Here is a 24,748-nt window from a genome sequence, read left to right as displayed (position 1 = left end):
ACGCGTCGCTGTGTTGGTCAGGACCAGCTCAGGACGACGATGCGGTGGCGCTTGGCGATCACCCGGCCGGGCGGAAGTGCCTCTGCCGGAGTTGTGGCCGGCCAGACGCTGATCGTGGCCGGCGACGCGTCGCGGTGGGTTCGGTTCCAGGCCTGGACCTGCGTGACGACCAGGCCGGCGAGGCGGGCGGCGTCGGGCCCGTGGGCGTAGGCGCCGAACTCGTAGGTGTCGTCGCCGTCCTCGACCTTTCGCAGGGTGAGGTAGGCGAAGCTGTCCGCTTCCACGGCGGTGGGCGTGCCGATCGGGGAGACGGGGTCGACGAGCTCTCGAGCGGTCGGGGAACGGGCGCGGGAGAGCAAGCCGTAGTCGTCGAGGCTGCTGGCAAGCCACAGCAGCAGCCCGTCGAACGGTTCCATCCCGCCGAACCGCACTCCCGACCACGCCTCGACCCGCGGGGCGAGTAGCGCGGCCCGCAGTGCGGCGGCGTCGAGTTCGGGAGCCTGCTCGTCGAACCGCAGGCCCACGTCGGCATCGTGAAGCTGGACGAGGCGTTCGGGATGGGCGCCGTCGCCGCGCACGGGCACGAAGCCGGCCATCTGATGGTCGAGACTGACCAGAACGCCGTCGCGGGGGGTGAGCGCGACCGTCCGGCTCAGCCCCCGCATCCGCAGGGGAACGACGATCCGGCCGTCTGGGGCGAGCTGATCGGTCCAGGCGGGTGGGATGTCCCAGGCGCCCGCGGTGACGATGATCCGGTCGTAGGGCGCGTGCTCGGGGACGCCGTGCTCGGCGTCGGCCAGCACGACGTGGACCTGGTCGTAGCCTGCCGCTGCGAGGCAGTGGTGGGCTCGTTCGGTGACGTCGGCGTCGATGTCCATGGTCGTCACCGCACCGGTCGGGCCGACGAGTTCCGCGATCAGGGCGGCGTTGTAGCCCCCGGAGCCGACTTCGAGGACCCGCATGCCGGGGCTGATCCCGGCCTGTTCGAGCATCGTGGCCTGCAGCCAGGGAGCGGAGACCGAGCTGACGGTGATGCCGTGCTGGTCCTGCTTGGTCCGCACGATGTCGTCGGCGTAGGCGTCCTGGAGCGACACCTCGGGAGCGAACAGGTGCCGCGGCACCGCGCGGAACGCGGCCTCGACCTCCTTCGTTTTGATCGAACCCGCCGCGACGAGGTCATCCACGAGGCGGGCCCGCAGATCCTCAGGCGCGTGCTTCCCCGTCGGCTTCGGGCGGTTGTTGATGCCCGTGCGCGTCGCTCAACACCGTTCTCCTCTCGCGATCGTCGGATGGTGGGGTCTCAGCCCCAGGTGATCAGGAGCTGGGCTGATGGTTTCGTGAGGAGCCGTCCGGCCGGCGCCGAGGCGCGGCCGGCATCGGTGGGGTAGACGCGGATGGTGGGGTCCGGGCCACCGCGCCGCTCGGCGTCCCACACGCGGACGTCGTGGGTGAGCAGGTCCGCGAGCCGGTACCGGTCGGGGCCGTACGCGACAACCCCGATCTCCACGCCGGTCCCGCCCGTCGGGGTGAAGGCCAGGAAGGCGAGGCTGTCGTCCGACCAGCAGGCAGACACCCCGGCCGACGCATCCGCAGGCAGTTCGGCTCCTGCGGATGCGTCGGTGCCGTGGAGCCGGCCGTAGGTGGGCTGCACGGTGGCCAGCCACAGGTCCAGGCTCGGCAGGTCATCTGCGGAGCCGGTCGTAGGGGGCGCGGAGCGGGAACCCGAAGTACCCGTCGTTGATCAGTGCCGTGACGTCGGTGTAGCCGGCTTTGTCCAGGCAGGCGTGGGTGCGGTGGACTACGGACTGGTCGATGTCGATGGTGGTGACGTGGCCGGTTGGCCCAGTCAGCTCAGCCAGCAGCGCCGCGGTGTAGCCACCGGAACCGATCTCCAGGATCCGCTGGCCGGGTTCGACCCGGAGCTGCTCGAGCGTCGCCGCGACGGTGGAGGGCCGCGACACCGCGCTGAGCGGTGCCCCGTAGACATCCCATTTCGTGACGACGGCGTCGTCCTTGTAGGCCTCCTCGGTGCCGGCGTCGGGCAGGAACAGGTCCCGGGGCACGGCCCTCAACGCGGCTACGACCGGGGCGGAGACGGGCTCCTTCGCCAGGACAAGGTCGACCATGGCCGTGTGCAGCAGCGCGATCGACGCCTGCGTGGAAGCAGGCATCACGCCACCTCGCCGAGCAGGTCGTCGTACTCGCCCCGCTTGACCGCACGGACGAAGTCCCCGAACGCGCCGGGGGTGGTCCGCACCGACGGGCCCAGACTCGACCTGATCAACACACGGTGCCCGTCGAGGGCGACTTCGACGGCATCGGGCACCGTCGGGTCGAGCGTGGACGGGCGCCGCCATCGTGGGACGGCCGGGACAGGCATGCCGGTGGGCGCAACAGACACGGGTTCCTCGAAACGATGCGATCGGTGTGGACGGGTGGAGCCCGCCGAACCCGGGCCGCACGACTCGGCCCAGGCCCGGCGGGAGCAGAAGCGGCGACACGACACGACCCGGGGTTCATCCGCCCTGAGCTGGTGGAACGGACGGGACCGGATCGGCGTGTTCACCGCGCGCAGCACCCATGACACACTGCGCCCAAACGGAGCAACAGAACGCAACGGCTCGTTGCGTGCATGCAACAGCTCGTTGCACCCACCTGCGAAGGCGTCGACGGGGAGGCCGAAGGTGCAAGCTGGTCAGCGAAACGACGCACTCGCCAACCTGGCCGATCTGCTGCGGACACTGCGTGATCAGCATCGGACCAACAACAGCCGGCTCGAAGCCCGCACCGGCTTCAAACGCCAGCAGATCTCTCGGGCCGTCAACGGCCAGGAGATCCCGTCCGCGGACCTCGCGGACGCGCTGGACACGGCGTTGGCCGCAGCGGGAGCCATCCGGCGATTGCGGGACGAAGCTGTCAGGGAGAAGCGGGCCCGGGACCTGGGGCTCGACCCGAGCAGGCAGGAGGAACCCGTGGACGCCAACCGTCGGCAGGCGTTCGAACTCGCCGCCGCGAGCCTCGTCGCCGCCCAGATGTACCGGGAGTGGACCTCGTCCGCCCCCGATGTGCTGACCCTCGACGAGATCGACGACGCGATCAACGCGCACACCGTCGCGTTCACCGTCGAACCGCACCAGCGGCTCGCGCCGAAGGTGTGGAAGACGTGGAAGTCGGCGCACCACCACCTGATGAACGGCAGTGGCCGGGCCCGCCCGCAGACCAGGCTCACCGTCGCCGCCGGCTACGCCTCCTACATGCTGTCGCGGCTGTCGTTCAACCTCGGAGACACCCTGGCTTCGCGCCGGTTCATCCGCCTCGCCGAAGACCACGCGAGCCAGACCGACGACGTGGTGCTGACCGCGTCGGTCGGGGAGATGGTGACGACGCTGGCGTTCTACGGCCGCCGCTACCAGGAAGCCGCCGTCTCGGCTCGGAAGACCGCGGTCGTGGCGGACAACCCGTACACCCGGGCCCGGATCGCCAGCTACGAGGCGCGGGCCCTTGGCGCGCTCGGCGACGTCGAGGGCACCCGGGCGGCGTTGAACCGGATGCGCACGTCGGTCACGGACCTGCCGCTGCAGCCCGGGATCAGCCCGTTCGGCCCGGCCGCCGCCGAGATGATGTACGCCGGGGTCCTGACCCGGATCGGCGGTGGCGTCGAGGCCGAGCCGATAGCCCGAGCCGCGCTCGCCGCCTACGAAGGAGGCCAGGCGGGCGGGTTCGAGGACTACGGCCACGCGCTGCTCGCGCTCGCGGCCAGCCTCACCGCCCGCGAACAGCCCGAGATCGACGAAGCCGCGACCATGGCCGGGAAGGTCGTCGACATGCTCGACACCCGGCCCACCGCCTCGGTCTCCGACCGGGTCGCAGAGATCGCCATAGCGTTCACCGGCCATCCCACCGTCGAACCCGTCCGTGACTTCTGGGACCGCTGGCAGGCACGCCCCCGCCTCGAACTGACCACGGGCCAGGCGTGACCATGACCCTCCACTACGGAACCCCGACCGTCGTCACCATCCCCACCGTGCTCACCGAACGGCTGGTGCTGCGCGGCTGGAAGGTCGTCGACCTCGACCCGTACGCGGCGATGAACGCGGACCCGGAGACGATGCGCTACCTGGACGGCACGTTCGACCGGGCCGGCACCGAGCGGCTGGTCACCCATCTGATCGGCATGTGGGCGATCCGCGGGCACGGCATGTGGGCGGTCGAGGACCGGGCCAGCGGGGAGTTCCTCGGCCGCGCCGGCACCTACTTCGCCCAGGGCTGGCCAGGCGTGGAGGTCGCGGTGTCGATCCGCCGCGACCGCTGGGGCCAAGGCCTGGGCACCGAAGCGATCACGGCGGCGCTCGACTTCGGGTTCGCCCACCTCGACGTCGACGAGCTGATCACCGCAACGCATCAGGAGAACGCGGGCATGAACATGATTGCCCGCAAGCTCGGGATGACCTTCCGTGAGATCGCCGACGTCGGCCCGTGGAAGGCGAACAACGTCCACGCGATCAGCCGTGCCTCCTGGGCCGCCAACCGACCCGAGGAGAGCAAAGGCTGACTTGCCCGCGGAACAGCTTCGTTGATCTCTGCGTCAGAGCGTCGCTGCTGTCATGGCGGTCGCGCCTGGCAGGGACAGCGCAGCGGTCCCGGCCGATGCGGTGCGCGGTGATGTTCATTTCCGTGAGCGAAACTACGTCTTCATCCTGATAAGTCGCAAAGGCCGGATAGGTCGGTTATGCCCGCCGGAGGGGGTTGCGGGCCCGCGACCTGCGAGAACAGCGTCGCCGAACGTCTCGTCCCTGGCTTTGAAGGCCTGTTCCGGGACGAATTGCGGGGGCGTGGGCGGGCTTGTCCCGGACGGCGGCATGGAGCTACGGTCGTATCCGCCCCCTTGACCGCCGGACACCGACCCGCTAGCGGGCGGCCGGTTCGGTGGGAGACGGGGTGGTGGTAGCAGCGAGGCGCTGGGACGCGTTTCCGGTCCACAGGACTGGTGACGGAGCGAGAGGGTGTCGCTGTGAGTCGGGTGGCTTGCGAGCTGCGCCCGGGAGATGGTGTCAACGTCCGCGGTCGTTGCTACAGCGGTAGCTACACCTGGCGGGACTCCCGACCGTCCGATTACAAGATCGGTACCATCCGTCCGTGCGCGTTCGCGAAAGCCTATACAGGCTGCTTGACGACCTGGCCACCTCGGCCTCCATCCGCTGACGTCCGTCGTTGTTCGCTGGCCCGGCTGTGTAGATGCCCATACCGCCGCCACTTCTCAGGAGTGGGCTGCGCTCCGCTGTCTCCACGAGTGCAGTGGCGTTCACGTTCGCTTGTGCCCGCAACGTCAGTCCCCAACTCCCGGCCTGGGAACGGACGCGGGCCATGCCGAGACGGTCGCCACCCCGCGCGTACAGGGGAAGTCGCGCGACGTTCTAAGATCGTGTTACGCGAGTATCGGGGAGGGGTGCGCCGGGTGACGAGCCCTGACGTCGGTGTGCCGACATACGATCAGCTGCTCTGGCCGACGATCAACGCACTGCGCGATCTTGGAGGGTCCGGCGCGATCTCGGAGATTAATGAACGAGTCATCGAGCTGGAGAAGTTTAGCCCAGAGCAGCAAGATCAGCTACATGGAGACGGGCCGCGGACGGAGATCGAGTATCGGTTGGCCTGGGCTCGTACCTATCTGAAGATGATGGGCTTGACCGACAATAGCAGTCGTGGCGTTTGGACGTTGTCGGAACCAGGGCGCTCCGTTGACAGGGCAGATATTCCCAAGATCCATGCTGAAGCCAAGCGTGCTTGGGCCGCTGAACGTGCCGAGAAGGCGCGCAAGCCGGCCGATTCAGAACCCAAGGCCACCTACGAACAGGCGACGTCGGACGACGGAGAAAAAGACCAGGAAATCGCCTGGAAAGAGGAATTGCTCGAAGCGGTGATGGCGATGCCGCCCGACGCATTCGAGCGCCTTGCTCGCCGGCTCCTCCGGGAGGCCGGGTTTATCAGCGTCAATGTCACCGGCGGCACCGGCGATGGTGGCATCGATGGGCTGGGAATCTACCGTCTCTCGCTCGTCAGCTTCCCGGTATTCTTCCAATGTAAGCGGTACAAGGGAAGTGTTTCTCCGAGCGCTGTCCGAGATTTCCGGGGGGCGATGGCGGGCAGGGGAGATAAAGGGCTTCTGATCACGACGGGATCGTTCACCTCTGCCGCTCAAAAGGAGGCAACCCGCGACGGCGCTCCTCCGGTTGATCTGATCGACGGGGATAGACTCTGTGACCTCCTCCGTGAATACAACCTTGGAGTCAAGGTGGAGATCGTCCAGCACGAAAAGGCCATAGTTAACCGAAGATTCTTTGACGACATTTGAATTGAACTCGCAGAAAGCCGGCAGTCTGCGCTAACATCCGGCTCGTCCGTCGGCTCTGGATGGCGAAGTGAGTAACCCGCGGATAAGAGATCTTCGGTGGTTCGTCTGCCGGTGTCCGTGGTCGTCCGCCGGTGCCGGTCACGGGCTCGGTCTCGTCCGCCGAGTCCGTGACCGTCCGCTGGTGTTCGCGGGCTTGGCTGCCACTCTGGCTGCCGTCCACTGCGGCCTGCTCCCTGACGGATGGAGGAAGTGCGCCCAAAAGAGCGCGGCCATCTCGGCAGCATCGACTACGGCAGCAGCATCTCCTCCTGGGGGTCGTAGCAGACCAGACGCATTGATGCCGCGAGTTCGGCTGTGTAGGCGGACACCTCCTTGGCCATGCTCCACACGACGCAGAGGTAGAGGAATGGCCCGGACGGCTGGGGTGTGACCGACCACGGGGCGGTGTCGTCATCCGGCCACCGGTGCGTCAAAGCCTCACAGTAGGCGGCGATGAGGTCCGTGGCGGGCGTCTCCGGGTCGTCGTCGTAGCGCTGGAACATCTCGTTGAACGCGGACCCTGCGGCCAGATTGTCTGCTGGTCGCTCGCCTTCCCAGCTCACAAGATCGAAACTCACGGGAGCAGTCTGCCATCTGGGTACGACATGTCAGGCCAAGGGCGGTGCCGCCCTCTGTAGGCGTCTAACGGCGTGGTGCGATCGGAAGCAACCTGGTCGAAGCCAAAACGATCTCGAATGGTGACCGCAGACAGGATCGTCGCTGGCAGGCCGGGCGGGTCGGGCTGTCGGAGGAGCGAAGCGCCCTGGCACTGGTGATGGGGCTGTCGGCTGGCGTGCCCTCTGCTCGTTTTTTGCGGCTGCCCACCGGCGTGCGCGACGAACGTCCGCAGAACCGCGTTCCGTGCCCCGGCTGGTTCACCCCACGCTGACGACCGGCGCCCTTCGTCGAACGCCTCGGATGGTCTACGCGGTGCGGGGTGCGACGGGCCCGGCGAGCACGGCCGCCAGGCCGCGCGCAGGCGGTCGCGCGGCGCGGCCCGCACCGCGACTTGATCCTAACTCGGGTAATTCGGCAGTCTCGGGCTCTCGCTGACGGGCTGGTGGTGCTCGCCGTACCGTGATCGGGTGGAGGTAGCGGTTGCTGAGCGGTTGGCGAGCGAGCTGCTGACCCCGTTGGGGGATCGGTGGCGGCATGTGCAGGCCGTGGCGGCGGCTGCTTGGGAGGTGTCCGCGGCCGTCGATCCGGAGGAGCGTGACCTGCTCGTCGCGGCGGCCTGGCTGCATGACATCGGGTACGCCCCGCCGATCGGTCACCTACGGTTCCACCCCGTGGACGGCGCCCGGTTCCTCGAATCCCACGATGCGCCGAAGCGGCTGTGCGCGCTGGTCGCGCATCACTCGTGTGCCCGGTATGAAGCCGAGGAGCGGGGGCTGACGGCGGAGCTCTCCGCGTGGGAGCTGGAGGTGTCGCCGGTGATGGACGCGCTGTGCGCCGCGGATATGACGACGGGGCCACAGGGCCAGCGGTTCACCTTCGACGAACGGATCGCGGAGATCCTGTCCCGCTACGGCGACGGCTCGATCGTCCACCGGTCGGTCACCCGGGCTCGGGCGGACCTGCAAGCCACCGTGGAACGCACGACCGCACGGCTCGTGGCGGTTCAGCCGAGGTAGGGCGTGGCCCGGTTCTCCAGGTAGTGATCGATGCGCAGGCGCATCGATGGGTGGATGTTCAGCCCGTCCAGGTCCTCGGGCGCGACGAACTTGACCTCCTTCGTCTCGCTCGAGGTGCGTAGCTCTCCGCCAAGATTGCGGGTGGTGAAGCAGAGCGAGAACTGCTGGCGGACCTCGCCGTCGTCGTAGGCCAGGACATGCCGGGGGTTGGTGTAGACCCCGATGAGTCCGGTCACCTCGATGTCGATGCCGGTCTCTTCCTTGGTCTCGCGGACGGCGGCGTCGGTGATGGACTCGCCGAGGTCCATGCCGCCGCCGGGCAGGGCCCACAGGTTGTTGTCGGTCTTGTGGACCATGAGGATCCGCCCGGCCTCGTCGGTGACCACGGCGGTGACGGACGGGACGACGCTGTTCGCCTTGGGGGCGTTCGGGTCGTTGAAGTAGTCGATCCGTGCCAAGAGGGTCAGGCTCCTTCGGTGGTGGCCCAGATGCGTTCGAAGCTGGCGGCGTAGTGGTCGAAGAGTCCGCCGGGCTGGGCGCGTAGGTGCATGACGGGGGAGTGCGCGGCGGGGGCGCCGTAGACGTGGGTGTTCACCAGCATGTCGCCGTCGAAACGGTAGATGGAGTTGTAGAGCGTGGTGGCGTGTAGCCGCAGCTCGATTCCGGGCGCGTCGCGCAACGATGCCAGGTAGGTGAGGGTGATCCGGGTTCGGGCGGCGAGTCCGTCACCGATGCCCTCCTCGTCGCCTCGCAGGGCGACGGCGGGGGAGTCCGGGTCCCCCAGGGCGTAGCGGATGTTCACGCCTTCGGCGCCTTTGCGGCGGAGAACGGCGGTGAAGTCGGCGTGCCCGTCGGGGAGGAACAGGCCAGCGATGACGAGGACGTCGACCTGGTGACGCGCACCGGCGAACAGCGTCCGCCACAGCTCGGCGGGAACGGCGGCGCGGCTGGGGTAGACGCGCACGACATCGCTCGGCACGTCCGCGGCCGGCGACCCGGGCTCGGTCCGGGGCTCGGGGACGGCGCCCGGTCTTTCGGCAAGCCCGATGCGTCCGCGGGGGATGCCGATGCCGTCGGCGATGCGCTCGAAGATCTCCAGGCTCGTGACCTGGCGGCGGCCGTTCATGATGTCGCTGACGTGGGACTGCGGCAGGCCGCACACGGCGGCTATCTGCGTCTGGGTGGCGCCGGTCCACTGGCGGTAGATCTTGAAGACGGTGCCGATGTCGCGGCGGGCGAGTGCGTCGGCCATCTCGGGTCGCTCCCAGAGTCCCGGCGGGGTCTGGGGTAACGGACGACGGACGGACACCATGGCGGCCTCCGGACGGTAGGTGCTCCGACCGTCTGTCCTCGATCGGGCGCGCAGAGCATATCCGGTCTCCGTATAGATCGGAAGTCTCGGTGTATACGGCCGGCGGCCTTCCGTGACCGGCTGTCCGGTTGGACGGTGGGCGGGCGTCGGTTCCGCTGCGCGACGGACACCTGTTGCGGGCCGGTTCCGGCGCTTTGTCGCACGCCACCGACCAGTGGAGGACGGATCGTGATGTTCGACAGGGGGAGTGGAGGTGACCCGGGTCCGCTGCTGTTCGGCATCGTCCGCTTCGAGCCGGGCGGGGACCGCCGGGTACGGGACACGGTCATCACCTTCCCCGGGGCGACAGCGGCGGATCTGTTCGCGATCGAACAGGGCTGGCACGACTACCAGGTCACCTCGCTCCGCTTCTTCGTCCACGACGTGCGGCCGGCGGCCGTCGACTGGACGAGGTATAGGTCCGATGATCTGGCGGCGCGCTTTGCGGACCGTCGGCGGTGGCCGTGAGTGCGGCGGCCCGGTCGGGTCCGTTCCTTCCGCCGGTGCCCGCGGCCGGTGACGGCGCCGGTGGTGCGGGGGAGATGCTGTCGGCGGTCGTGATGATGCCGTGGGGGCCGGACGAGTGGGCGCTCGTCGTCCAGCCGGGCTCGGACTCGGCGGATCTCATGCGGGCCGTGTCCCGGATGCCGGGCGGGTTGAAGTACTCCGAATCGTTCGGCGATGTCGACGTGGTGCTCGTCTACCGGCTGCCGGATGGCGACAGTGCGGCGGCGGGAGTCGGGGGCGAGGATCCGGGCCCGTCCCGGCGGGGATGCGGAGGTGCGGCCGTGCGGACGGCGCTCGCCCTGGGCCTGACCCGGCCCGACTCGCGGTGGATGACCCGTGGGGAGCGGGCGGCCTTCCGGGCGGGGCAGGCCGAAGCCTTCGAAGCGGTCCGCCGGACCGTGCTCGACGCGATCGGAGTACCGGTGGCCAGCACCACAGCGCCGGGCTGATTGACTCGGCGACGTTCCGGACCTCGACGGGCCGGCTCGGGCGGGAACTACTCCGCCGGGGTCGGCCCGTCGTCGTTGCCTCGGGCGCGGCCGGGCTGGGTCGCTCCGGCTGCTCCGGCGGGCGCGATGCGCTCCGAGAGGTCGGCGAGACGCTGTTCGATCCGGAGCAGGACGGCGAGAATCTGCCGGTCGGTGCCGGTTCCTGCCCCTCCTCGGCCCGCGCGGCGGCCTGATGTCGCTGCTGCCGGCTGCTCCGGCTGCTTGCCGGGAACGAGCACGCGGACCAGGTGGTCGTCCGGCCAGTCCAGGGCGCGGGCGATGGCGGCCAGCGTGGCGTCCTGGACCCGGCGGCCGTGGGCTCCGCGCTGGAGTTGGCGAAGCGTCGCGACGGACACGCCGGATGCGGTGGCGAGTGCTTGCTGTCCCATCCGCTTCTGGTTCATCCTGGCGTTGAGGGCGTCGGCGACAGCCTGCCAGTTCTCACCCTCGACCTTGCCTCGCGCCGTGTACGGCGGAACCCCCCGTTCGCTTGTCACTCGTCAAAGATAACGTTGTCGTGGAAACGCATTCTAGACGGTCACCGGATAATTTCCATCCGCACTCCGTATACATAGATACGAAAGCGCTTGGCGATCGGTTCGTGAGCGGTTCAGAGTAGGTGCTGCCCGACAGAAACCGGACTTCCGGTGGCGGGGCTGACCCTACGGAGGTAGACGGACTATGGCGATACCGCGACGCATTCCGGTGCGTTTCGAGGACGTGTTCCCGGCGGGGGCGTTCGTCCTCGGCGTGGAGGCGGCGAACGACTACGACAAGGTAAAGGCGAACGCTCCCGATCCACAGGAGCGCGACCCGAACACCGGCGAGCGGGTCTGGGCGGTCCGCGTGCTGGACCCCGACCCGGCGGCCCGGCAGGCGGAGCTGAAGGTGAAGGTCGCCGCCGCGGTGCAGCCGGTCCTGCCGGAGGCGATGCCGGGCACGCCGTTCCGGCCGGTGCAGTTCGAGGGGCTGACGATCACACCGTGGGTGGACATCAACGGGAAGTTCCCCAAGCAGGGGTACGCCCTGCGCGCGGTGGGCCTGCGGCAGGTCGGCCCGCTGCGGCGGACGGGGGCGGCGGCGTGAGCGGCGAGCCGAAGCAGTCGTACGCGACGCTCGGCCTGTCCGTCGGCGCGGACTGGTTGGTGACCTGCCACACCTACCCCGACCGCGCGCCGATCCTGGTCGTGGACGCGGGGCGGGTGAGCCTGAGCGTGTCGGCGCTGGGGCGGGAACCGGACGCCCGGCATGTCGACTTCGCGTACAAGCTGCTCGCGGCGGTCAACGACTACCTGATCGCCTACGAGAAGTTCCAGTTCGAATCCCAGGAAGCCACGGAATCCGCCGAAGCGGCGGCGGTGGCGGTAGCGGCTCCGGCTGACGACATGGCCGGGCCGCGCGCCGCGTAGTTTTCCCGCCGGTCGTCGGCATCACGAGGAAACGAATTCCCGTTTCTCGCCTTTCCCTCTTCGTTCGTCAATCCCGTCGGTCTGTGTTTCGTGCGCTCGAAAACAGGTGGTATTGCCATGTCCAGAATCAACGGTGACCAGCGATTCCCGCGGGTTCCCTCGCGGGTCGACAAGGTGCGCGTGCCGGTGTGGATGCTGCTGGTGGCGGTGGCCGGCAAGCTGCTGTGGCTGGCGCTGCGGGGCTGCTGGCGTCACCGCGTCGCCGTGGCGTTCGTGGTCGGCCTGCTTCTGGTGGTGAACCGGGTGGGGCTCGTCGGCCTGGCCGTGCTCGTCGCGGCCTTGGTCCTGGTGGCGGTCGCGTGGTGGCGGGTGCATCCGCGGTCCTTCGGGCCAGTGGCCTGGTGGGTGTGGGGACGGGCGCGGCTGACGTTCGTCTACCGGTGGAGCTGGAAGCCGGCGATGGTGCACACCGACCTGGCGATCCGCATGCCGACGTCGACCGGTGATCAGGTGACGTTCGACGAGTACTTCCCGCGGATTCGGAAGATCCGTTCGTCGCGGTCGGTGGACGTGCTGCGGGTGGAGCTGCTGCCGGGGCAGACCCCTGCGGAGTGGGCGGAGCAGGCCGAAGCCTTGCGGCACGTGTTCCGGGCTCGGCGCTGCCAGGTGCGGGCGGAGACGTTTCGGTTCGTCCGGGTCTCCTTCCACCATCGGGATCCGCTGACCCGGCCGGTCACTCCGCCGGACCTGGACGACACCACCGATCCGGACGACTCCGCCGACGATGCCGGCTCTGACCCTGCCGGCTCTGACCCTTCCGGAGCTGTTCCCTCCGCTCTCGTCCGCCGTGGCGGGCGTGCGTCGCGGCTGCTCGCCGGGCTGTCGGCGGTGCCCGTCGGACGGTGCGAGGACGGCCGTCCCTGGACGTTGCCGGTCCGGGGAACTCACGTGCTCGTCGCGGGGGCGACCGGGGCGGGTAAGGGCTCGGTGCTGTGGTCGCTCGTCCGCGGTCTCGGTCCGGCGGTGCGGGCGGGGCTGGTGGAGCTGTGGGTGTGCGACCCGAAGGGCGGGATGGAACTGGCGTTCGGGGAGCCGCTGTTCGCCCGGTTCGCGACCGACACCGACGCGATCGCGGATCTCCTCGACGACGCGGTGAGCGTCATGCGGGACCGGACCTTCCGGCTCGCGGGAACCACCCGGCTGCACGTCCCGACGGTCGGTGAGCCGCTGATCGTCGTGGTGGTCGATGAGATCGCTTCCCTGACGGCGTATGTGACCGACCGGGAGGTGAAGAAGCGGATCGGGGCGGCGTTGCCGCTGCTGCTTTCCCAGGGTCGGGCGCCCGGGGTTGTGGTGGTGGCGGCGGTGCAGGACCCGCGTAAGGAGGTGTTGCCGCTCCGGGAAAGGAGAGAAGTCCTGTGAACATCTTCTCGTCTGGCAACTTCGGCGCGTGGCGCACCCCCGGCGGAGACTCCCCGCTCGTCGCGACCCACAAGACCAACACCGGTGACCACGAGCTGACGATCCGGCCCGGCGCGGACGTCGGCGACCTGGCGGCGATCCTCGCGAACCTTCCCGCGGATGCCTTCTTCACCGAGCACTACGGCGACGTGAACGCGGTGCTCGTGTTCCGCCAGGTGCCTGGACTTCCGGCAATGGTCCCGGCGAACGGAAATCCATCGACGGATCCGGCGGCGGCGAACATCAGCCGTCCGTAACGGCAGTCCTGCCTGCTCTAACCACATTTTTCTTCCGTTCTCTGGTGGCGTTTCAAGCTGTCAGGGTGTCGGACGGGTCCAGGGTCGGCCGAAGGCCGATCGCGTAGCGACGCCGTAGGCGCCCTGGACGCGGCCGGCGCCCCGGCAGACCATTCCAACGCCAGAGAACGGAACGCCACCGGAACCGGGCAACGTCGCCCGCGGCCGGCGTGAACCTGTCCCGTTCTTCCGGCAAGGAGAAGTCACCCATGCCCAGTACCACCCCCGGCTCGTCGAACGGCCGGCGCAAGGAGCGCAGGAAGCGCGCCAACGGCCAGGGCTCCATCTACCAGCGCGGAGACGGCCTGTGGGTCGGCGCGGCCTACGTCCTGATGCCTGACGGGACGACCAAGCGGCGGCCGGTCTACGGCAAGTCGGAAGAGATCGTCCGCGGCAAGCTCACGGAGCTTCAGGCCAACTCGGATCAGGGCATTCCGGCGGACGCCACCGGATGGACCGTCGAACGCTTCCTGACGGTCTGGCTCGCGCAGACGGTGAAGCCGAACCGTCAGCCGAACACCTATGTCACCTATGAGAAGGCGGTTCGGCTGTACCTCATCCCGGGGCTCGGGAAGAAGCGGCTGAACAGGCTGAGCGGTGCGGACGTCCGGCAGTTCATCCGGCGGACGGAAACCACCTGCCGGTGCTGCGAAATGGGCAGGGACAAGGCGCGGCCGGAACAGGAACGGCGCTGCTGCGCGGTCGGCCAGTGCTGCAACCGCCGTCCATCGAAGCGTCAGGTTCAGGTCGTGCATGCCGTGCTCCGCAACGCGCTCCAGGCGGCGGTGCGCGAGGAACTGATCCGACGGAACGTGGCGAAGCTCGTCCAGGTCTCGACCCCTCGTTACAACGTCGACCGGGGTCTGACCGTCGAGCAGGCACACCGGCTTCTCGATGAAGCTGCCGGCAATCGGCTGTATGCGCTGCTGGTCCTGGCGCTGTTCCTCGGGATGCGCCGCGGGGAGCTGCTCGGGCTCCAGTGGTCGGACATCGACACCGACCGGGAGACGCTGACGATTCGGCACACGCTCCAGCGGGTCGGCGGGGAGCTGCGGCTGCTGCCGCCGAAGACGGAGGACTCGGAGCGCACGCTGTCGCTCCTGGGCCTGGTGGCCGACGCACTCACCGAGCATCGCAAGCTCCAGCAGGCGGAACGGGACGCGGCCGGCGACCGCTGGGTGACGACGGACCACGTCTTCACCACGAAGATCGGAACGGCGATCGAACCGGACAACCTGCGCCGCTTCTGGATGCCGCTGCGTCAGGCGGCCGGGCTCGACGGGGTCGTGTTCCACGGGCTGCGGCACACCTGCGTGACGCTGCTCCTGGACCTCGGCGTGCCGCCGCACATCGTCCGTGACATCGCGGGCCACTCGGCGATCGAGGTGACGATGACGATCTACGCGCACGCCTCGATGGGGGAGAAGCGGCGGGCTCTGGGCCGGCTCGACGGCCACCTGACCGGGCCCTGACCCTGACTCGTTGCTACACCGGTTGCTGCACGTGGGGGTGTCGGGGGGCTCGGCCCCCCGGCAGGCCTGACGAGGGGATCGAAAAGGCGCAGCATGCGAGCCTGATCCCCGAGTGCGCCCGGCAGGGATCGAACCTGCGACCTGGTGCTTAGAAGGCACTCGCTCTATCCACTGAGCTACGGGCGCGCTTGCAGGGGATGGGCCCACCGGGGAGCTACAACAGGGTAGCAAGGTTCGACCAGGCATCGAACACGCGGGGACGCGCCGTCTCCTGGGAAGGTCAAGCTCCTGGGAAGGCCGAGGTACGACGCTGAGGCGTCCGTGGCAGGTGGGCAGACGGGATGCGTCGCGGACCGGCGTGGGGTCCGAGCGTCGGCGTGCCGGTGCGCGTGGGTCCGTGGATGCGTGGCCTGTGGGCGAACCCTCGTTATCCACAGGCGACCAACCGAGGGTTTCCGAAGTCGCCGTGACGGCTCACTGTGGGAGAGGCCGTTCGCGGCCAGCCCGGCGGATCCGTCCCTGACCCGAGGAGCACGCCATGCTCGAGACGACCATCACGCTTGTCGGCAACCTGGTCGACGATCCGGATCATCGGATGACGGCCAACGGTGCGTCGATATGCACCTTCCGCCTCGCATCGACGCCCCGCCGGTTCGATCGTTCCGAGAGCCGCTGGGTCGACGGAACCACGCTGTTCCTGCGGGTCTCCTGCTGGCGCCAGCTCGCGGACAACGTCGCTGCCAGCCTCGTCCGGGGTGATCGCGCGCTCGTCTACGGCAGGCTGCGGCAGCGGTCGTTCGAGACGGGCGAAGGGGAACGGCGGGTTACCTACGAGATCGACGCGGATGCGGTCGGAACCGAGCTCACCTGGCATGCGGCTCGCTCGGAGCGACTTGCCCGTCGCCCGGGCTCCGCGGTGGTGGCGGCGGCCGCGACGGATGTTCCCAGTGATCCGTCCGCTCTGGTGGGATCCGCTCTGGTGGGATCCGAGCACGGCGCTCTGGCCGGCTTCCCGGTCGCCGGTGCGGATGCGGATGCGGATGCGGCCGGAGCGGCATCCGCCGCGACGGCCATGGCGTCGATGGCCGAGGGACCGCCGGAGGGTTCCGGGCGGCTCCAGGGCGCGGGTGCGGCGCCCGGCGAACCGCGCCCGTCCGCGGTGACGGTCGGCGATTCCCCCTGGCAGTCGTTTCCCTCCTCCCATGACCTGTCCTGACCGTCCAGCCGATGGTGGGGACCTGGAGGGCGAGTCGGACCGACCTGCGTCCGCTGCGGCCGAGGGCGCTGGGTACCGTGCCGTGGATGAGCAGCCGGCACGAGATGGGGCAGACGGGGCCTGTCTCCGTCGAACCCGGGACAGAGCCGCAGGCGCCCTTCGACGTCATCGATGCGCAGGTTGTCGTGAGTCCCGGCTTGGAGAGCGGCCTTGCGCACGGGACACCCGGATCGGTGGTCGTCGCCGCGCCCAGGGGTGACGCCGTGCCCAGGGGTAACACTGGGCTCGGGGGTAACACTGGGCTCGGGGGTGACGCCGAGCCCCGGAACGACACGCCGCGGTCCCGGCCGGACGGAGAACAACCGCCGGCCGGGCCGCCGGCCTCCGACGCCGCTCGCGGTCGGCGGACTCCCGTCCAGCGGCTGCGCGTTCGTCTCGCGAGCATCTCGGGGCCCGCTCGGTACGTGATGGTGCTCGCCGTTCTGAGCGCGGCGGTCGCCGTCGTCCTCCGGCACACCGTGTTCCCGTTCCTGTCGGTCAACAACGACGAGGGCATCTACCTCCTGCATGCCAGGACCCTCGCCGAGGGCCGCCTGTTCCCGCCCGCCCCGGACCCGGCACGGTCCTACCTGCCGTGGCTGGGAACCGTTGTCGGCGATCACTACGTGTTGAAGTACACGCCCTTCGTACCCGCGATCTTCGCAATCGGCATCGTGCTGACGGGAAGCATCGATCCGGCGCTTGCAATGATCGTCATGGCGGCGGTCGTCGTCACCTACCTGCTGGGCGTCGAGCTCTTCGGTAGCCGGCGGACCGCGGCGTTGGCGGCGACCCTGCTCGCCCTCTCCCCGCTGGTGATCCTGCAGAGCGCGATGGTGCTGAGCTACTTGCCGACCCTGGTGCTGCTGCAGGTGACCGTTCTGGGGGTGTTGCGGGGACGGCGCCGCCGACGGGCGGCACCGGTGGTCGTCGCGGGCCTCGCCCTCGGCGTGGCGGCGGCGGTGCGGCCGTATGACGTCGTCCTGCTCCTGGCTCCGCTCGCGATCTGGCTGCTCCTGACCTCCACGGGCGGGCGCTGCTGGCTGGGCCGGTGGCTGCTTTGCGGGCTCGCCGCGCCCGTGGCGCTTGTCCTGCTCAGCAACGCCGCTGCCACCGGTGACCCGTTGCGGCTGCCGTTCACGCTCCTTGAACCCGACGACAAGCTCGGCTTCGGGGTGCGCAAGCTGTATCCCGGCGACGGCAGGCACGACTTCGGCTTGCTCGAAGGGCTGCGGTCGGTCGGCGACCACCTGTGGCTGTTCGGCGGCTGGGCCTGCGGGGGAGTGGTGCTGGCCGGCTGCGCGATCGTCGTGGCGGCTCGGCGGCAGCTGTCCGCACCCGCCGCGCTCCTGGGTGCGGGTGGGCTGCTCTTCCTGGGCGGATACGTCGGCTTCTGGGGCGCGTGGAACGCGGCCGAGTTGTGGGGCGGCATCCGCTACGTCGGCCCTTTCTACCTGGTCCCGGTGCTCATCCCGCTCGTCCACCTCGGCGCGGAGGGCCTGGTCAGGGCCGGCGAAGCCGTCTTCGCCCGCGGGCGAAGACTCGGGCTCATCGCCGTCGCGGGGACCGGCGCCGCCATCCTGGCGCTCACGGCCGTCGTCCTGGTCGGGGCGGTGCGCGCCAACCTCACGCTCACCGGGCACGACCGTGACCTCAGCGCGATGCTGGACCGGCTGCCGGGCGATCCGCTCGTGTTCGTCGCGGCGAACCCGCCGTTTCTCGGGCATCCCACTCCGGTGACCGCGAACGGGCCGAAGCTCGAAGATCCTGTGCTGTTCGCCGTGTCGCGGGGGGTCGACGATCTCATCGTGGCCGCTGACCACGCGGACCGCCCGGCCTATCTGCTCCGCCTGGCATCGGCCTACGACCGCTCACCCGCCTCGCCCTCCACCGCGCGGGTCGAACGGCTGGCGGTCAGGAGCGGCAGGCGGGTGGCGGTGACCCTGAGAGTGGATGCCGCGCCCGCGGGCGCCCGTTCCGCCCGCGTCGTGCTCACCGAGGGTGTCCGCCGCCTGTCGATTCCGGTCCATCCGCGGATCCCCACCTCGATGATCCTCACCGTCGACGCGGACGGCCTCGATACCACCGATGTCATCAGTATCACCAGTATTGCCAACATCGCTGGCGGCATGGACAGCACCGGAATCGTGACTGACCGCAACGACTCCGGTCGGTCCCGGGTGCATTCCGGATCCCTCGGCCGTCCGTCGGCAAGCACCGTGCGGGACGGTCGGGGCACCTCCATCACCGTGGCCTACTACGCGACGAGCCCTTCCGGACGGGAACATTTCCTCGATCAGCAGGTGTTGCCCGTGCGGCTGGCCGCACGGGACGGTTCCCGGCCGGACGGTTCCCGGCCGGCTGCCGGCCCGCCGGTCACCGTGCTCGGATCCCTCGGGGAGGTCGATGAGGTCGGCGAGGGACGTCGGCCGCCGCTGCGCATCATCATCGATGATCGTCGAGGCTGACCTGCCCGCCCGGGTGACCTGCCTGCCCCGGCGCCCCGACGCCCCGGTGAACGGTCGTCCTGATGATCGGCTGGCCCGGTGATCGGTCGATGCGGCGGATGGGAGGGAGCACGTACGTTCCGTCGAGGACGTCGGCCCCCGGCTCGTAGATCCGTAGGACGGGCCGGAAATCGCCGACCGCCGCGGGCAGCCAGTTGTCAAGCGGCCCGCCGTCCTCCGGGGGATCACTCTGGAGCAGGATGCGCACCGAGCCGTCCGGACCGCGGCGCAGATCGCGGTCGCCGCTCCGCAGGGAATACCGGTGCAGGGGATTCTCGACGAGGTAGTACTCGGGCGCGTCGTACATCGTCAGCGACCAGAACGCGGCCTGCGGCGGCGGCACCAGCTCCAGCAGGTACCGGTGGGCCCCGCTCAGCTGGCGGCCGTCCGTGTCGATGGCACGGCTCGCCTGGATCTCCTCATAGCCGTGTGTCGCACCCCGCGGCAGTCGGGCGGCCATCGCCCGGGCGAGACGGGCCTGTGCCCGATCGCTTATCCGCCAGGCCGGATCGTCGATCGTGCCCGGTCCGAGTCGGTCCAGGTTGAAGTCGAGGGCATGCGGGGTGCTCACCCAGCCGTTCGTCAGCGCCCGGCCGGCGTGCGCCACCCGTTCGAGCTTGTCGCGGCCGGCGCGCAGCCCGGTGCGCAGGGACCAGGCGAGGCCCGGGTTGGGGTCGACGTACGGCGAAGGATCGTCGAGGATCCCGAGTGAGGTGAAGTGGCGGGCGTACTCGGCCTCGGCCCGCGACGGAGGATAGGCGCGCAGCCAGATGCGTAGCTCCTCCCAGAACCGGAGGTCGTCACAGACCCTCTTCGAGTGTTCCGGCGGTCCCTCCGCGCGGCGGGCCTCGGAATCCAGCGGGCTCAGGTCCAGTTCCTCCTGCAGCCGGGACACCGCCGCGATGTCCGCCGGGCCGTCGAAGCCGAACCGGTTGATCAGCGTCAGCAGCCGGGTCGGTGCCTCGATGCGGGCCAGCGACGCGGGCGCGCTGCCCGTCCAGCCCGGCGGGACGAGCAGATAGCGCCCACCTCGTCCGCCGGTGGTTCGCCGTCCCACGTAGGCGAAGTTGTTCCGCCAGGCGTCCATGAAGATCATAACGCTGTAACGATCCGGCGTGTCGGGGATCCGCAGGACCAGCGGACCCGGCGTGAGGTCGACCTCGGCCACCGAGCACAGGGCGTCGTTGTCGACGCTGACGAAGCAGGACAGTGGCGCGGGCGGTTCCGTCTCGTGAGCGAAGGCGTTGTACCCGGCGGGCCGGATTGGCCCGATTCCCTCAGCCGCCGTCCGTACGCTCAGCCGGACGTTGCTGACCAGGGGATATCCGAAGATGAACGCCTCGGCCGCCAGCCCGAGCCGATGGTCACTCGCGAGCATGCCGTCCTCCCCGTGCTCGTCATCTCCGTTTCAGTGGTCGCCTCCACGCCCCCACGTTTCAGTGGTCGCCCCCCACGCAGTGGTCGCCCCCCACAGTGGCCGCCTCCACAGTCCGTGCCCTTCTTTGTGGTGTGGTACCCACCGGATGCCGTCCGGGGGCCGGACGGCATCCGATGATCCGCCGGTCCCCGACGTCGGCCGACGGGCCACCGATCACCGCTGTGAGGAACGCGGGCGCGATGCCCTAGGGTTGATGGCATGGCGCAGTACGTCTTCCAGATGCGCAAAGCGCGCAAGGCCCATGGCGACAAGGTCATCCTCGATGATGTGACCCTGTCGTTCCTCCCCGGAGCCAAGATCGGGGTAGTCGGCCCGAACGGCGCGGGGAAGTCGTCCCTGCTCAAGATCATGGCCGGCCTCGATCAGCCGAGTAACGGCGAGGCGACCCTGAGCCCCGGCTACACGGTCGGCATGCTCGCCCAGGAACCCCCGCTGGACGAGACCAAGGACGTCCGCGGCAACGTCGAGGACAGCGTGCGCGAGATCCGCCGGGTGCTCGCCCGCTACGAGGAGATCAACGAGAAGATGTCCGCGCCCGACGCGGACTTCGACTCCCTCCTCGCCGAGCAGGCCGAGCTTATCGACAAGATCGAGGCCGCGAACGCCTGGGAGCTCGACAGCCAGCTCGACCAGGCCATGGACGCGCTGCGGCTGCCGCCCGGCGATGCCGACGTCACCCTGCTCTCCGGCGGTGAGCGCCGCCGGGTCGCGCTGTGCAAGCTCCTGCTTGAGGCTCCCGACCTACTCCTGCTCGACGAGCCGACCAACCACCTCGACGCCGAGAGCGTCGCCTGGCTGGAGCAGCACCTCGCCCGCTATGCGGGCGCCGTGCTGGCCGTCACCCACGACCGGTACTTCCTGGACAACGTCGCCGGCTGGATCCTCGAGCTCGACCGGGGCCGTGCCTTGCCCTACGAGGGCAACTACACCACCTACCTGGAGAACAAGGCGGCCCGGCTGAAGGTCGAAGGCCAGAAGGACGCCAAGCGGCGCCGGGTGCTCGCCCAGGAACTCGAGTGGGTCCGGTCCAACCCGAAGGCCCGCCAGACCAAGAGCAAGTCGCGTCTCGCCCGCTACGAGGAGCTGGCCGCCGAGGCGGACCGGGCGCGCCCGCGCGACTTCGAGGACATCCAGATCCCGCCCGGCCCCCGGCTCGGCAACCAGGTCATCGAGGCCAAGGGGCTCACCAAGGGCTTCGATGACCGGCTTCTCATCGACAACCTGTCGTTCACCCTGCCGCGCGGCGGCATCATCGGCGTGATCGGCCCCAACGGCATCGGTAAGACGACCCTGTTCAAGATGTTGACCGGCCAGGAGGCGCCGGACGCCGGAGAGCTCGTCATCGGCGACACCGTCGACATCGCCTATGTCGACCAGACCCGCTCGGGCCTGGACCCGAAGAAGAACGTCTGGCAGGTCGTCTCCGACGGCCTCGACCACATCGTCGTCGGCAAGGTCGACTTCCCGAGCCGGGCGTACGTGTCGTCATTCGGGTTCAAGGGGCCGGACCAGCAGAAGCCCGTCGGTGTGCTGTCCGGTGGGGAGCGTAACCGGCTGAACCTCGCGCTCACCCTCAAGCGTGGCGGCAACGTCCTGCTTCTCGACGAGCCCACCAACGACCTCGACGTGGAGACGCTGCGCTCCCTGGAGGACGCGCTGCTGGAGTTCGCCGGCTGCGCCGTGGTCATCTCCCACGACCGCTGGTTCCTCGACCGGGTCGCCACCCACATCCTGGCCTGGGAAGGAACCGACGAGGACCCGGCGCGCTGGTTCTGGTTCGAGGGGAACTTCGCCGACTACGAGACCAACAAGATCGACCGTCTCGGGCAGGAGGCGGCCCGCCCGCACCGCGTCACCCACCGCAAGCTCACCCGGGACTGAGGGCGCACCCGGGCCGGCCGGTGCCCGCGGGCACCGAGCGGTCAGTCGGGTCGGTTCTGCAGCGAATTCGCCGCCATCGACAGATAGTCCCAGAGCTGCCTGTCGAGATCGGGCGGCAGGTCCAGGGAGTCGACCGCGGCCCGCATGATCTTCAGCCAGGCGTCCCGCTGCGTCGGGCCGATCGCGAACGGGGCGTGCCGCCTCCGCAGCCGAGGATGCCCGCGCTGCTCCTGGTAGTCGGTCGGGCCACCCCAGTACTGGATGAGGAACATGCGCAGGCGCTCCTCAGCGCCGGTCAGATCCTCTTCCGGGTAGAGCGGGCGCAGTACCGGATCGTTCGCCACACCCTGGTAGAACCGGGCGACCAGCTTCCGGAACGTCGGTTCGCCGCCGGCGGCGTCGTAGAAGGAGCTGATCGGGAGAGTGCGCGGAGGAGACTGGTTCACCCGTCCATTCTGCGGCACGACGGTGCGGTCCGATCCGGGCGACGGGTGTTCTCAGCCGTCGCGGGGTGCGATCCACGCCGTCGTGTCGGGGGGCAGCGTCAGGGTCGCGCCGTCGTACCCCACCGGTCCGCTGGCGAGCACCAGCCGTCCGGGCAGCGGAATCGTCGCCTCCCCCTCGGTCGTCGTCACGCATGTCATACTGGCCGACCCCACCGAGGTGGGCGGGGTCGGGGGCACCGACGAGCCTGCCGGCGCGGGGCGGTCGAAGGCCAGGCATCCGGCCGGGGAGTCGTTCCGCCAGCGCAGGTCGTCGCCACGCAGGTGGGGGAGGGCGCGGCGCAGGGCGAGCGCGCTGCGCACAAGCAGCCAGGTCGACATCGGGTCGGCCGCCTGCGCGAGGACCGCGAGGTCCGCCCAGTCGGCGGGTTGCGGCAACCACGGGTCGGCGCCGGCCGAGGTGAATCCGTAGGGGGGCGCGTCCCCCGACCACGGCAGGGGGATCCGGGCGCCGTCCCGGCCCGGCGACGTCCCCCCGGACCGCGTCCAGATCGGGTCGCGACGGGCGGCAGGCGGCACCTCGGCCTGCGGCAGCGCCAGCTCGTCGCCCTGGTACAGCACCGCGGTGCCGGGCAGCGCGAGCAGCGTGAGCAGAGCGGCGCGCGCGCGGCGGGTCCCCGTGGGACCGCCGCCGTAACGGGTCGCCGGCCGCACCACGTCGTGGTTGGCGAGCACCCAGGTGCCCGGCGCGCCGACCGCCGTCAGCGCGGCGCGTTCGGCGTCGATGGCGGCCCGCCAGGCCGCCGCCGACCAGGGGATGCTCAGCAGGGAGAACGAGAACGTCAGGTGCAGCTCGTCCGGTCGCACGTAGCGGGCGAGCCGGGCCGGGTCGCGCACCCAGGTCTCCCCGATCAGGACCCTGGGACGCCCGTCGCGGGCGGTGTACTCGTCGGTGATCGCGCGCCACTCGCGGTAGATCTCGTGCACCCCGTCCTGGTCCCAGACCCGGGGCTCGTGCTCCTCGCGGAACCCGCTGTCCGGAGCCAACCGGGCGCCGGGCGGGTTGTCCCGTAGCTCGGTGTCCTTCACCAGCCCGTGGGTCACGTCGATCCGGAACCCGTCGACCCCTCGATCGAGCCAGAACCGCAGCGTCGCGGCATGGTCCGCGCGGACGGCGGGATGATCCCAGTTCCAGTCGGGCTGCTCGGCGTCGAACAGGTGCAGGTACCACTGGCCGTCCGCCACCCGCGTCCAGGCCGATCCACCGAACACCGATTCCCAGTTGTTCGGAGGCTGCTCGCCGCCGGGGCCTCGGCCGTCGCGGAAGATGTAGAGCCCCCGCTCGGGACTGCCCGGCGCGGACGCGAGCGCCGCCTGGAACGCCGGATGCGCCGAGCTCGAGTGGTTCGGCACGAGATCGATCAGCACGGCGAGCCCGGTCTCGGCGGCGTCGGCGAGCACGGCGTCGAGGTCCGCGAGGTCACCGAAGAGCGGATCCACGCCGCGATGGTCGGCGACGTCGTACCCGTGATCGGCCATGGGGGACGAGTAGAAGGGCGTGATCCAGATCGCGTCGACGCCGAGTTCCGCCAGCACGGGCAGATGCCGCCGTAGCCCCTCCAGATCGCCGATCCCGTCGCCATCGGAATCGGCGAAACTGCGAAGGTACACCTCGTACAGGACGGCCCGGCGCCACCACGTCCCGTCCTGGCCGGGCGACCGCCCCCGGCCGTCGGCGCCATTCGGGCGATCCAGTTCCCCGGCGTCGCCGGCTCCCGCGCTGTTGTCCTTGCTGGCCTCGGCGCCCTCGTTCCCCTCGGTGTTCTCATTGCCCTCGCCCGCGTCGCTTCGGTGGCCGCGCTGGACACTAGATCGAGGGCAGAAATAAGATATTTTATCTCTCTTGGTAGATGAGGGTGCCTTTGTGGAGTGGCCCTCAACAGAATGATGTGTCCTCATCTGGCTCCTTCTGGCTTTTCTGGTCCTTTTAGGACAGATGCTCCCTGTTGTGCGCCTATCCAGGGACCGCTCCGCCGCGTCGGGACGGCGCGGCGGAGCGCGTGTTCCTCGGTCGGGCGATGCCTGTCCAGCATCAAACTCGGTCGGTGGGGGCGAAGGTAGGGCGATGGGGTGCTGGTTGCGGCTCGGGTCGACGTTCCCCCGATGCGTGATATCCGATATCCGAACTAGACTTCCGCAGATGGACCGGGTGACT

At 69.6% G+C, this 24,748-nt stretch carries 24 protein-coding genes, 1 tRNA gene and 1 pseudogene; 14 read left to right on the top strand and 12 right to left on the bottom strand.

Annotated features, from left to right (window positions below; translation table 11 throughout):
* Positions 1-17: 17 nt before the first annotated feature.
* The 4 genes from fxlM to BMG523DRAFT_RS10460 form a co-directional block, all read right to left on the bottom strand.
* The gene (gene fxlM, locus BMG523DRAFT_RS10475) at positions 18-1,199 is read right to left on the bottom strand and encodes a methyltransferase, FxLD system (RefSeq protein ID WP_085949864.1); all 1,182 of its coding nucleotides are present in this window, start codon (positions 1,197-1,199) and stop codon (positions 18-20) included.
* Positions 1,200-1,300: 101 nt separating this feature from the next.
* Entirely contained in the window at positions 1,301-1,651 is a 351-nt protein-coding gene (locus BMG523DRAFT_RS26430; protein ID WP_023840441.1) for a hypothetical protein, read from the bottom strand.
* 31 nt (positions 1,652-1,682) lie between these two features.
* On the bottom strand, positions 1,683-2,171 hold the full coding sequence (locus tag BMG523DRAFT_RS26425; RefSeq protein WP_023840442.1) for a hypothetical protein: 489 nt from the start codon (positions 2,169-2,171) through the stop codon (positions 1,683-1,685).
* Positions 2,171-2,401: a DUF397 domain-containing protein gene (locus BMG523DRAFT_RS10460; protein WP_023840443.1), complete on the bottom strand. Its 231-nt coding sequence runs from the start codon at positions 2,399-2,401 to the stop codon at positions 2,171-2,173. Before BMG523DRAFT_RS10460 ends, BMG523DRAFT_RS26425 begins: the two co-directional genes overlap by 1 nt.
* A 283-nt stretch (positions 2,402-2,684) precedes the next feature.
* On the opposite strand from BMG523DRAFT_RS10460, the gene BMG523DRAFT_RS10455 reads away from it, so the two are divergent.
* The 3 genes from BMG523DRAFT_RS10455 (at position 2,685) to BMG523DRAFT_RS10445 (ending at position 6,352) form a co-directional block, all read left to right on the top strand.
* Positions 2,685-3,977, top strand: a complete 1,293-nt coding sequence (locus BMG523DRAFT_RS10455) for a hypothetical protein (RefSeq protein WP_108913238.1) — start codon at positions 2,685-2,687, stop codon at positions 3,975-3,977.
* A 2-nt stretch (positions 3,978-3,979) separates the two neighbouring features.
* On the top strand, positions 3,980-4,552 hold the full coding sequence (locus BMG523DRAFT_RS10450) for a GNAT family N-acetyltransferase (RefSeq protein WP_011435577.1): 573 nt from the start codon (positions 3,980-3,982) through the stop codon (positions 4,550-4,552).
* A 903-nt stretch (positions 4,553-5,455) separates the two neighbouring features.
* Positions 5,456-6,352, top strand: a complete 897-nt coding sequence (locus BMG523DRAFT_RS10445) for a restriction endonuclease (protein WP_023840445.1) — start codon at positions 5,456-5,458, stop codon at positions 6,350-6,352.
* Between the two features lie 287 nt (positions 6,353-6,639).
* On the opposite strand, the gene BMG523DRAFT_RS10440 is transcribed toward BMG523DRAFT_RS10445, so the two are convergent.
* A complete protein-coding gene (locus BMG523DRAFT_RS10440; RefSeq protein ID WP_043591016.1) occupies positions 6,640-6,969 on the bottom strand; it encodes a hypothetical protein in 330 nt (109 codons plus the stop codon).
* 507 nt (positions 6,970-7,476) lie between these two features.
* Here BMG523DRAFT_RS10440 and BMG523DRAFT_RS10435 point away from each other — a divergent pair.
* Positions 7,477-8,025: an HD domain-containing protein gene (locus tag BMG523DRAFT_RS10435; RefSeq protein ID WP_011435580.1), complete on the top strand. Its 549-nt coding sequence runs from the start codon at positions 7,477-7,479 to the stop codon at positions 8,023-8,025.
* Here the strand turns inward: BMG523DRAFT_RS10435 and BMG523DRAFT_RS10430 are convergent.
* Positions 8,013-8,483 (bottom strand): NUDIX hydrolase, encoded by a 471-nt coding sequence (locus tag BMG523DRAFT_RS10430; protein WP_011435581.1) that lies wholly within the window; start codon positions 8,481-8,483, stop codon positions 8,013-8,015. The genes BMG523DRAFT_RS10435 and BMG523DRAFT_RS10430 overlap by 13 nt on opposite strands.
* 5 nt (positions 8,484-8,488) lie before the next feature.
* On the bottom strand, positions 8,489-9,277 hold the full coding sequence (locus BMG523DRAFT_RS10425) for a helix-turn-helix domain-containing protein (RefSeq protein ID WP_232234883.1): 789 nt from the start codon (positions 9,275-9,277) through the stop codon (positions 8,489-8,491).
* A gap of 291 nt (positions 9,278-9,568) precedes the next feature.
* Here BMG523DRAFT_RS10425 and BMG523DRAFT_RS24435 point away from each other — a divergent pair, with 291 nt between their 5' ends.
* Both BMG523DRAFT_RS24435 and BMG523DRAFT_RS24430 read left to right on the top strand, forming a co-directional pair.
* The gene (locus BMG523DRAFT_RS24435) at positions 9,569-9,844 is read left to right on the top strand and encodes a hypothetical protein (RefSeq protein WP_023840446.1); all 276 of its coding nucleotides are present in this window, start codon (positions 9,569-9,571) and stop codon (positions 9,842-9,844) included.
* Positions 9,835-10,332, top strand: a complete 498-nt coding sequence (locus BMG523DRAFT_RS24430; protein WP_011435584.1) for a hypothetical protein — start codon at positions 9,835-9,837, stop codon at positions 10,330-10,332. Before BMG523DRAFT_RS24435 ends, BMG523DRAFT_RS24430 begins: the two co-directional genes overlap by 10 nt.
* A 47-nt stretch (positions 10,333-10,379) precedes the next feature.
* Here the strand turns inward: BMG523DRAFT_RS24430 and BMG523DRAFT_RS10410 are convergent, their stop codons facing one another.
* Entirely contained in the window at positions 10,380-10,868 is a 489-nt protein-coding gene (locus BMG523DRAFT_RS10410; protein WP_011435585.1) for a helix-turn-helix transcriptional regulator, read from the bottom strand.
* Between the two features lie 184 nt (positions 10,869-11,052).
* Between BMG523DRAFT_RS10410 and BMG523DRAFT_RS10405 the strand changes: the two genes are divergently transcribed.
* The 5 genes and pseudogenes from BMG523DRAFT_RS10405 (at position 11,053) to BMG523DRAFT_RS10385 (ending at position 15,009) form a co-directional block, all read left to right on the top strand.
* Positions 11,053-11,457, top strand: a complete 405-nt coding sequence (locus BMG523DRAFT_RS10405; protein WP_011435586.1) for a hypothetical protein — start codon at positions 11,053-11,055, stop codon at positions 11,455-11,457.
* Positions 11,454-11,780, top strand: coding sequence for a hypothetical protein (locus tag BMG523DRAFT_RS10400; protein WP_011435587.1), 327 nt, complete (start codon positions 11,454-11,456; stop codon positions 11,778-11,780). Before BMG523DRAFT_RS10405 ends, BMG523DRAFT_RS10400 begins: the two co-directional genes overlap by 4 nt.
* A gap of 117 nt (positions 11,781-11,897) precedes the next feature.
* Positions 11,898-13,184: pseudogene (locus tag BMG523DRAFT_RS10395) on the top strand (FtsK/SpoIIIE domain-containing protein); the annotation flags it as partial.
* A gap of 14 nt (positions 13,185-13,198) precedes the next feature.
* Positions 13,199-13,498, top strand: a complete 300-nt coding sequence (locus tag BMG523DRAFT_RS10390) for a hypothetical protein (protein ID WP_011435589.1) — start codon at positions 13,199-13,201, stop codon at positions 13,496-13,498.
* Between the two features lie 248 nt (positions 13,499-13,746).
* A complete protein-coding gene (locus tag BMG523DRAFT_RS10385) occupies positions 13,747-15,009 on the top strand; it encodes a site-specific integrase (RefSeq protein WP_043591014.1) in 1,263 nt (420 codons plus the stop codon).
* Positions 15,010-15,122: 113 nt separating this feature from the next.
* Here the strand turns inward: BMG523DRAFT_RS10385 and BMG523DRAFT_RS10380 are convergent.
* A tRNA-Arg gene (locus BMG523DRAFT_RS10380) sits at positions 15,123-15,195 on the bottom strand.
* Between the two features lie 352 nt (positions 15,196-15,547).
* Between BMG523DRAFT_RS10380 and BMG523DRAFT_RS22960 the strand changes: the two genes are divergently transcribed.
* Both BMG523DRAFT_RS22960 and BMG523DRAFT_RS10370 read left to right on the top strand, forming a co-directional pair.
* On the top strand, positions 15,548-16,225 hold the full coding sequence (locus BMG523DRAFT_RS22960; RefSeq protein WP_011435591.1) for a single-stranded DNA-binding protein: 678 nt from the start codon (positions 15,548-15,550) through the stop codon (positions 16,223-16,225).
* Between the two features lie 11 nt (positions 16,226-16,236).
* Positions 16,237-18,732, top strand: coding sequence for a glycosyltransferase family 39 protein (locus BMG523DRAFT_RS10370; RefSeq protein WP_035958528.1), 2,496 nt, complete (start codon positions 16,237-16,239; stop codon positions 18,730-18,732).
* Here the strand turns inward: BMG523DRAFT_RS10370 and BMG523DRAFT_RS10365 are convergent.
* Entirely contained in the window at positions 18,710-20,149 is a 1,440-nt protein-coding gene (locus BMG523DRAFT_RS10365; RefSeq protein ID WP_011435593.1) for a DUF1254 domain-containing protein, read from the bottom strand. The two genes, BMG523DRAFT_RS10370 and BMG523DRAFT_RS10365, sit on opposite strands and share 23 nt — an antisense overlap.
* Before the next feature lie 258 nt (positions 20,150-20,407).
* On the opposite strand from BMG523DRAFT_RS10365, the gene ettA reads away from it, so the two are divergent.
* Complete coding sequence (gene ettA, locus BMG523DRAFT_RS10360) at positions 20,408-22,090, top strand: energy-dependent translational throttle protein EttA (RefSeq protein ID WP_043591012.1); 1,683 nt, start codon at positions 20,408-20,410, stop codon at positions 22,088-22,090.
* Between the two features lie 41 nt (positions 22,091-22,131).
* Here ettA and BMG523DRAFT_RS10355 read toward each other — a convergent pair whose 3' ends face one another.
* Both BMG523DRAFT_RS10355 and BMG523DRAFT_RS10350 read right to left on the bottom strand, forming a co-directional pair.
* Positions 22,132-22,554 carry a globin gene (locus tag BMG523DRAFT_RS10355; protein WP_011435595.1) on the bottom strand — a complete coding sequence of 141 codons (423 nt, stop codon included), beginning with the start codon at positions 22,552-22,554 and terminating at the stop codon, positions 22,132-22,134.
* A gap of 33 nt (positions 22,555-22,587) precedes the next feature.
* Complete coding sequence (locus BMG523DRAFT_RS10350; RefSeq protein ID WP_011435596.1) at positions 22,588-24,492, bottom strand: glycoside hydrolase family 13 protein; 1,905 nt, start codon at positions 24,490-24,492, stop codon at positions 22,588-22,590.
* Between the last annotated feature and the right edge of the window lie 256 nt (positions 24,493-24,748).

The sequence above is a fragment of the Frankia sp. BMG5.23 genome (assembly GCF_000685765.2).
GTDB lineage: Bacteria > Actinomycetota > Actinomycetes > Frankiales > Frankiaceae > Frankia > Frankia casuarinae.
Note: the sequence above shows the minus strand (reverse complement) of the source record. Positions and strands in the feature narration are given on the sequence as shown.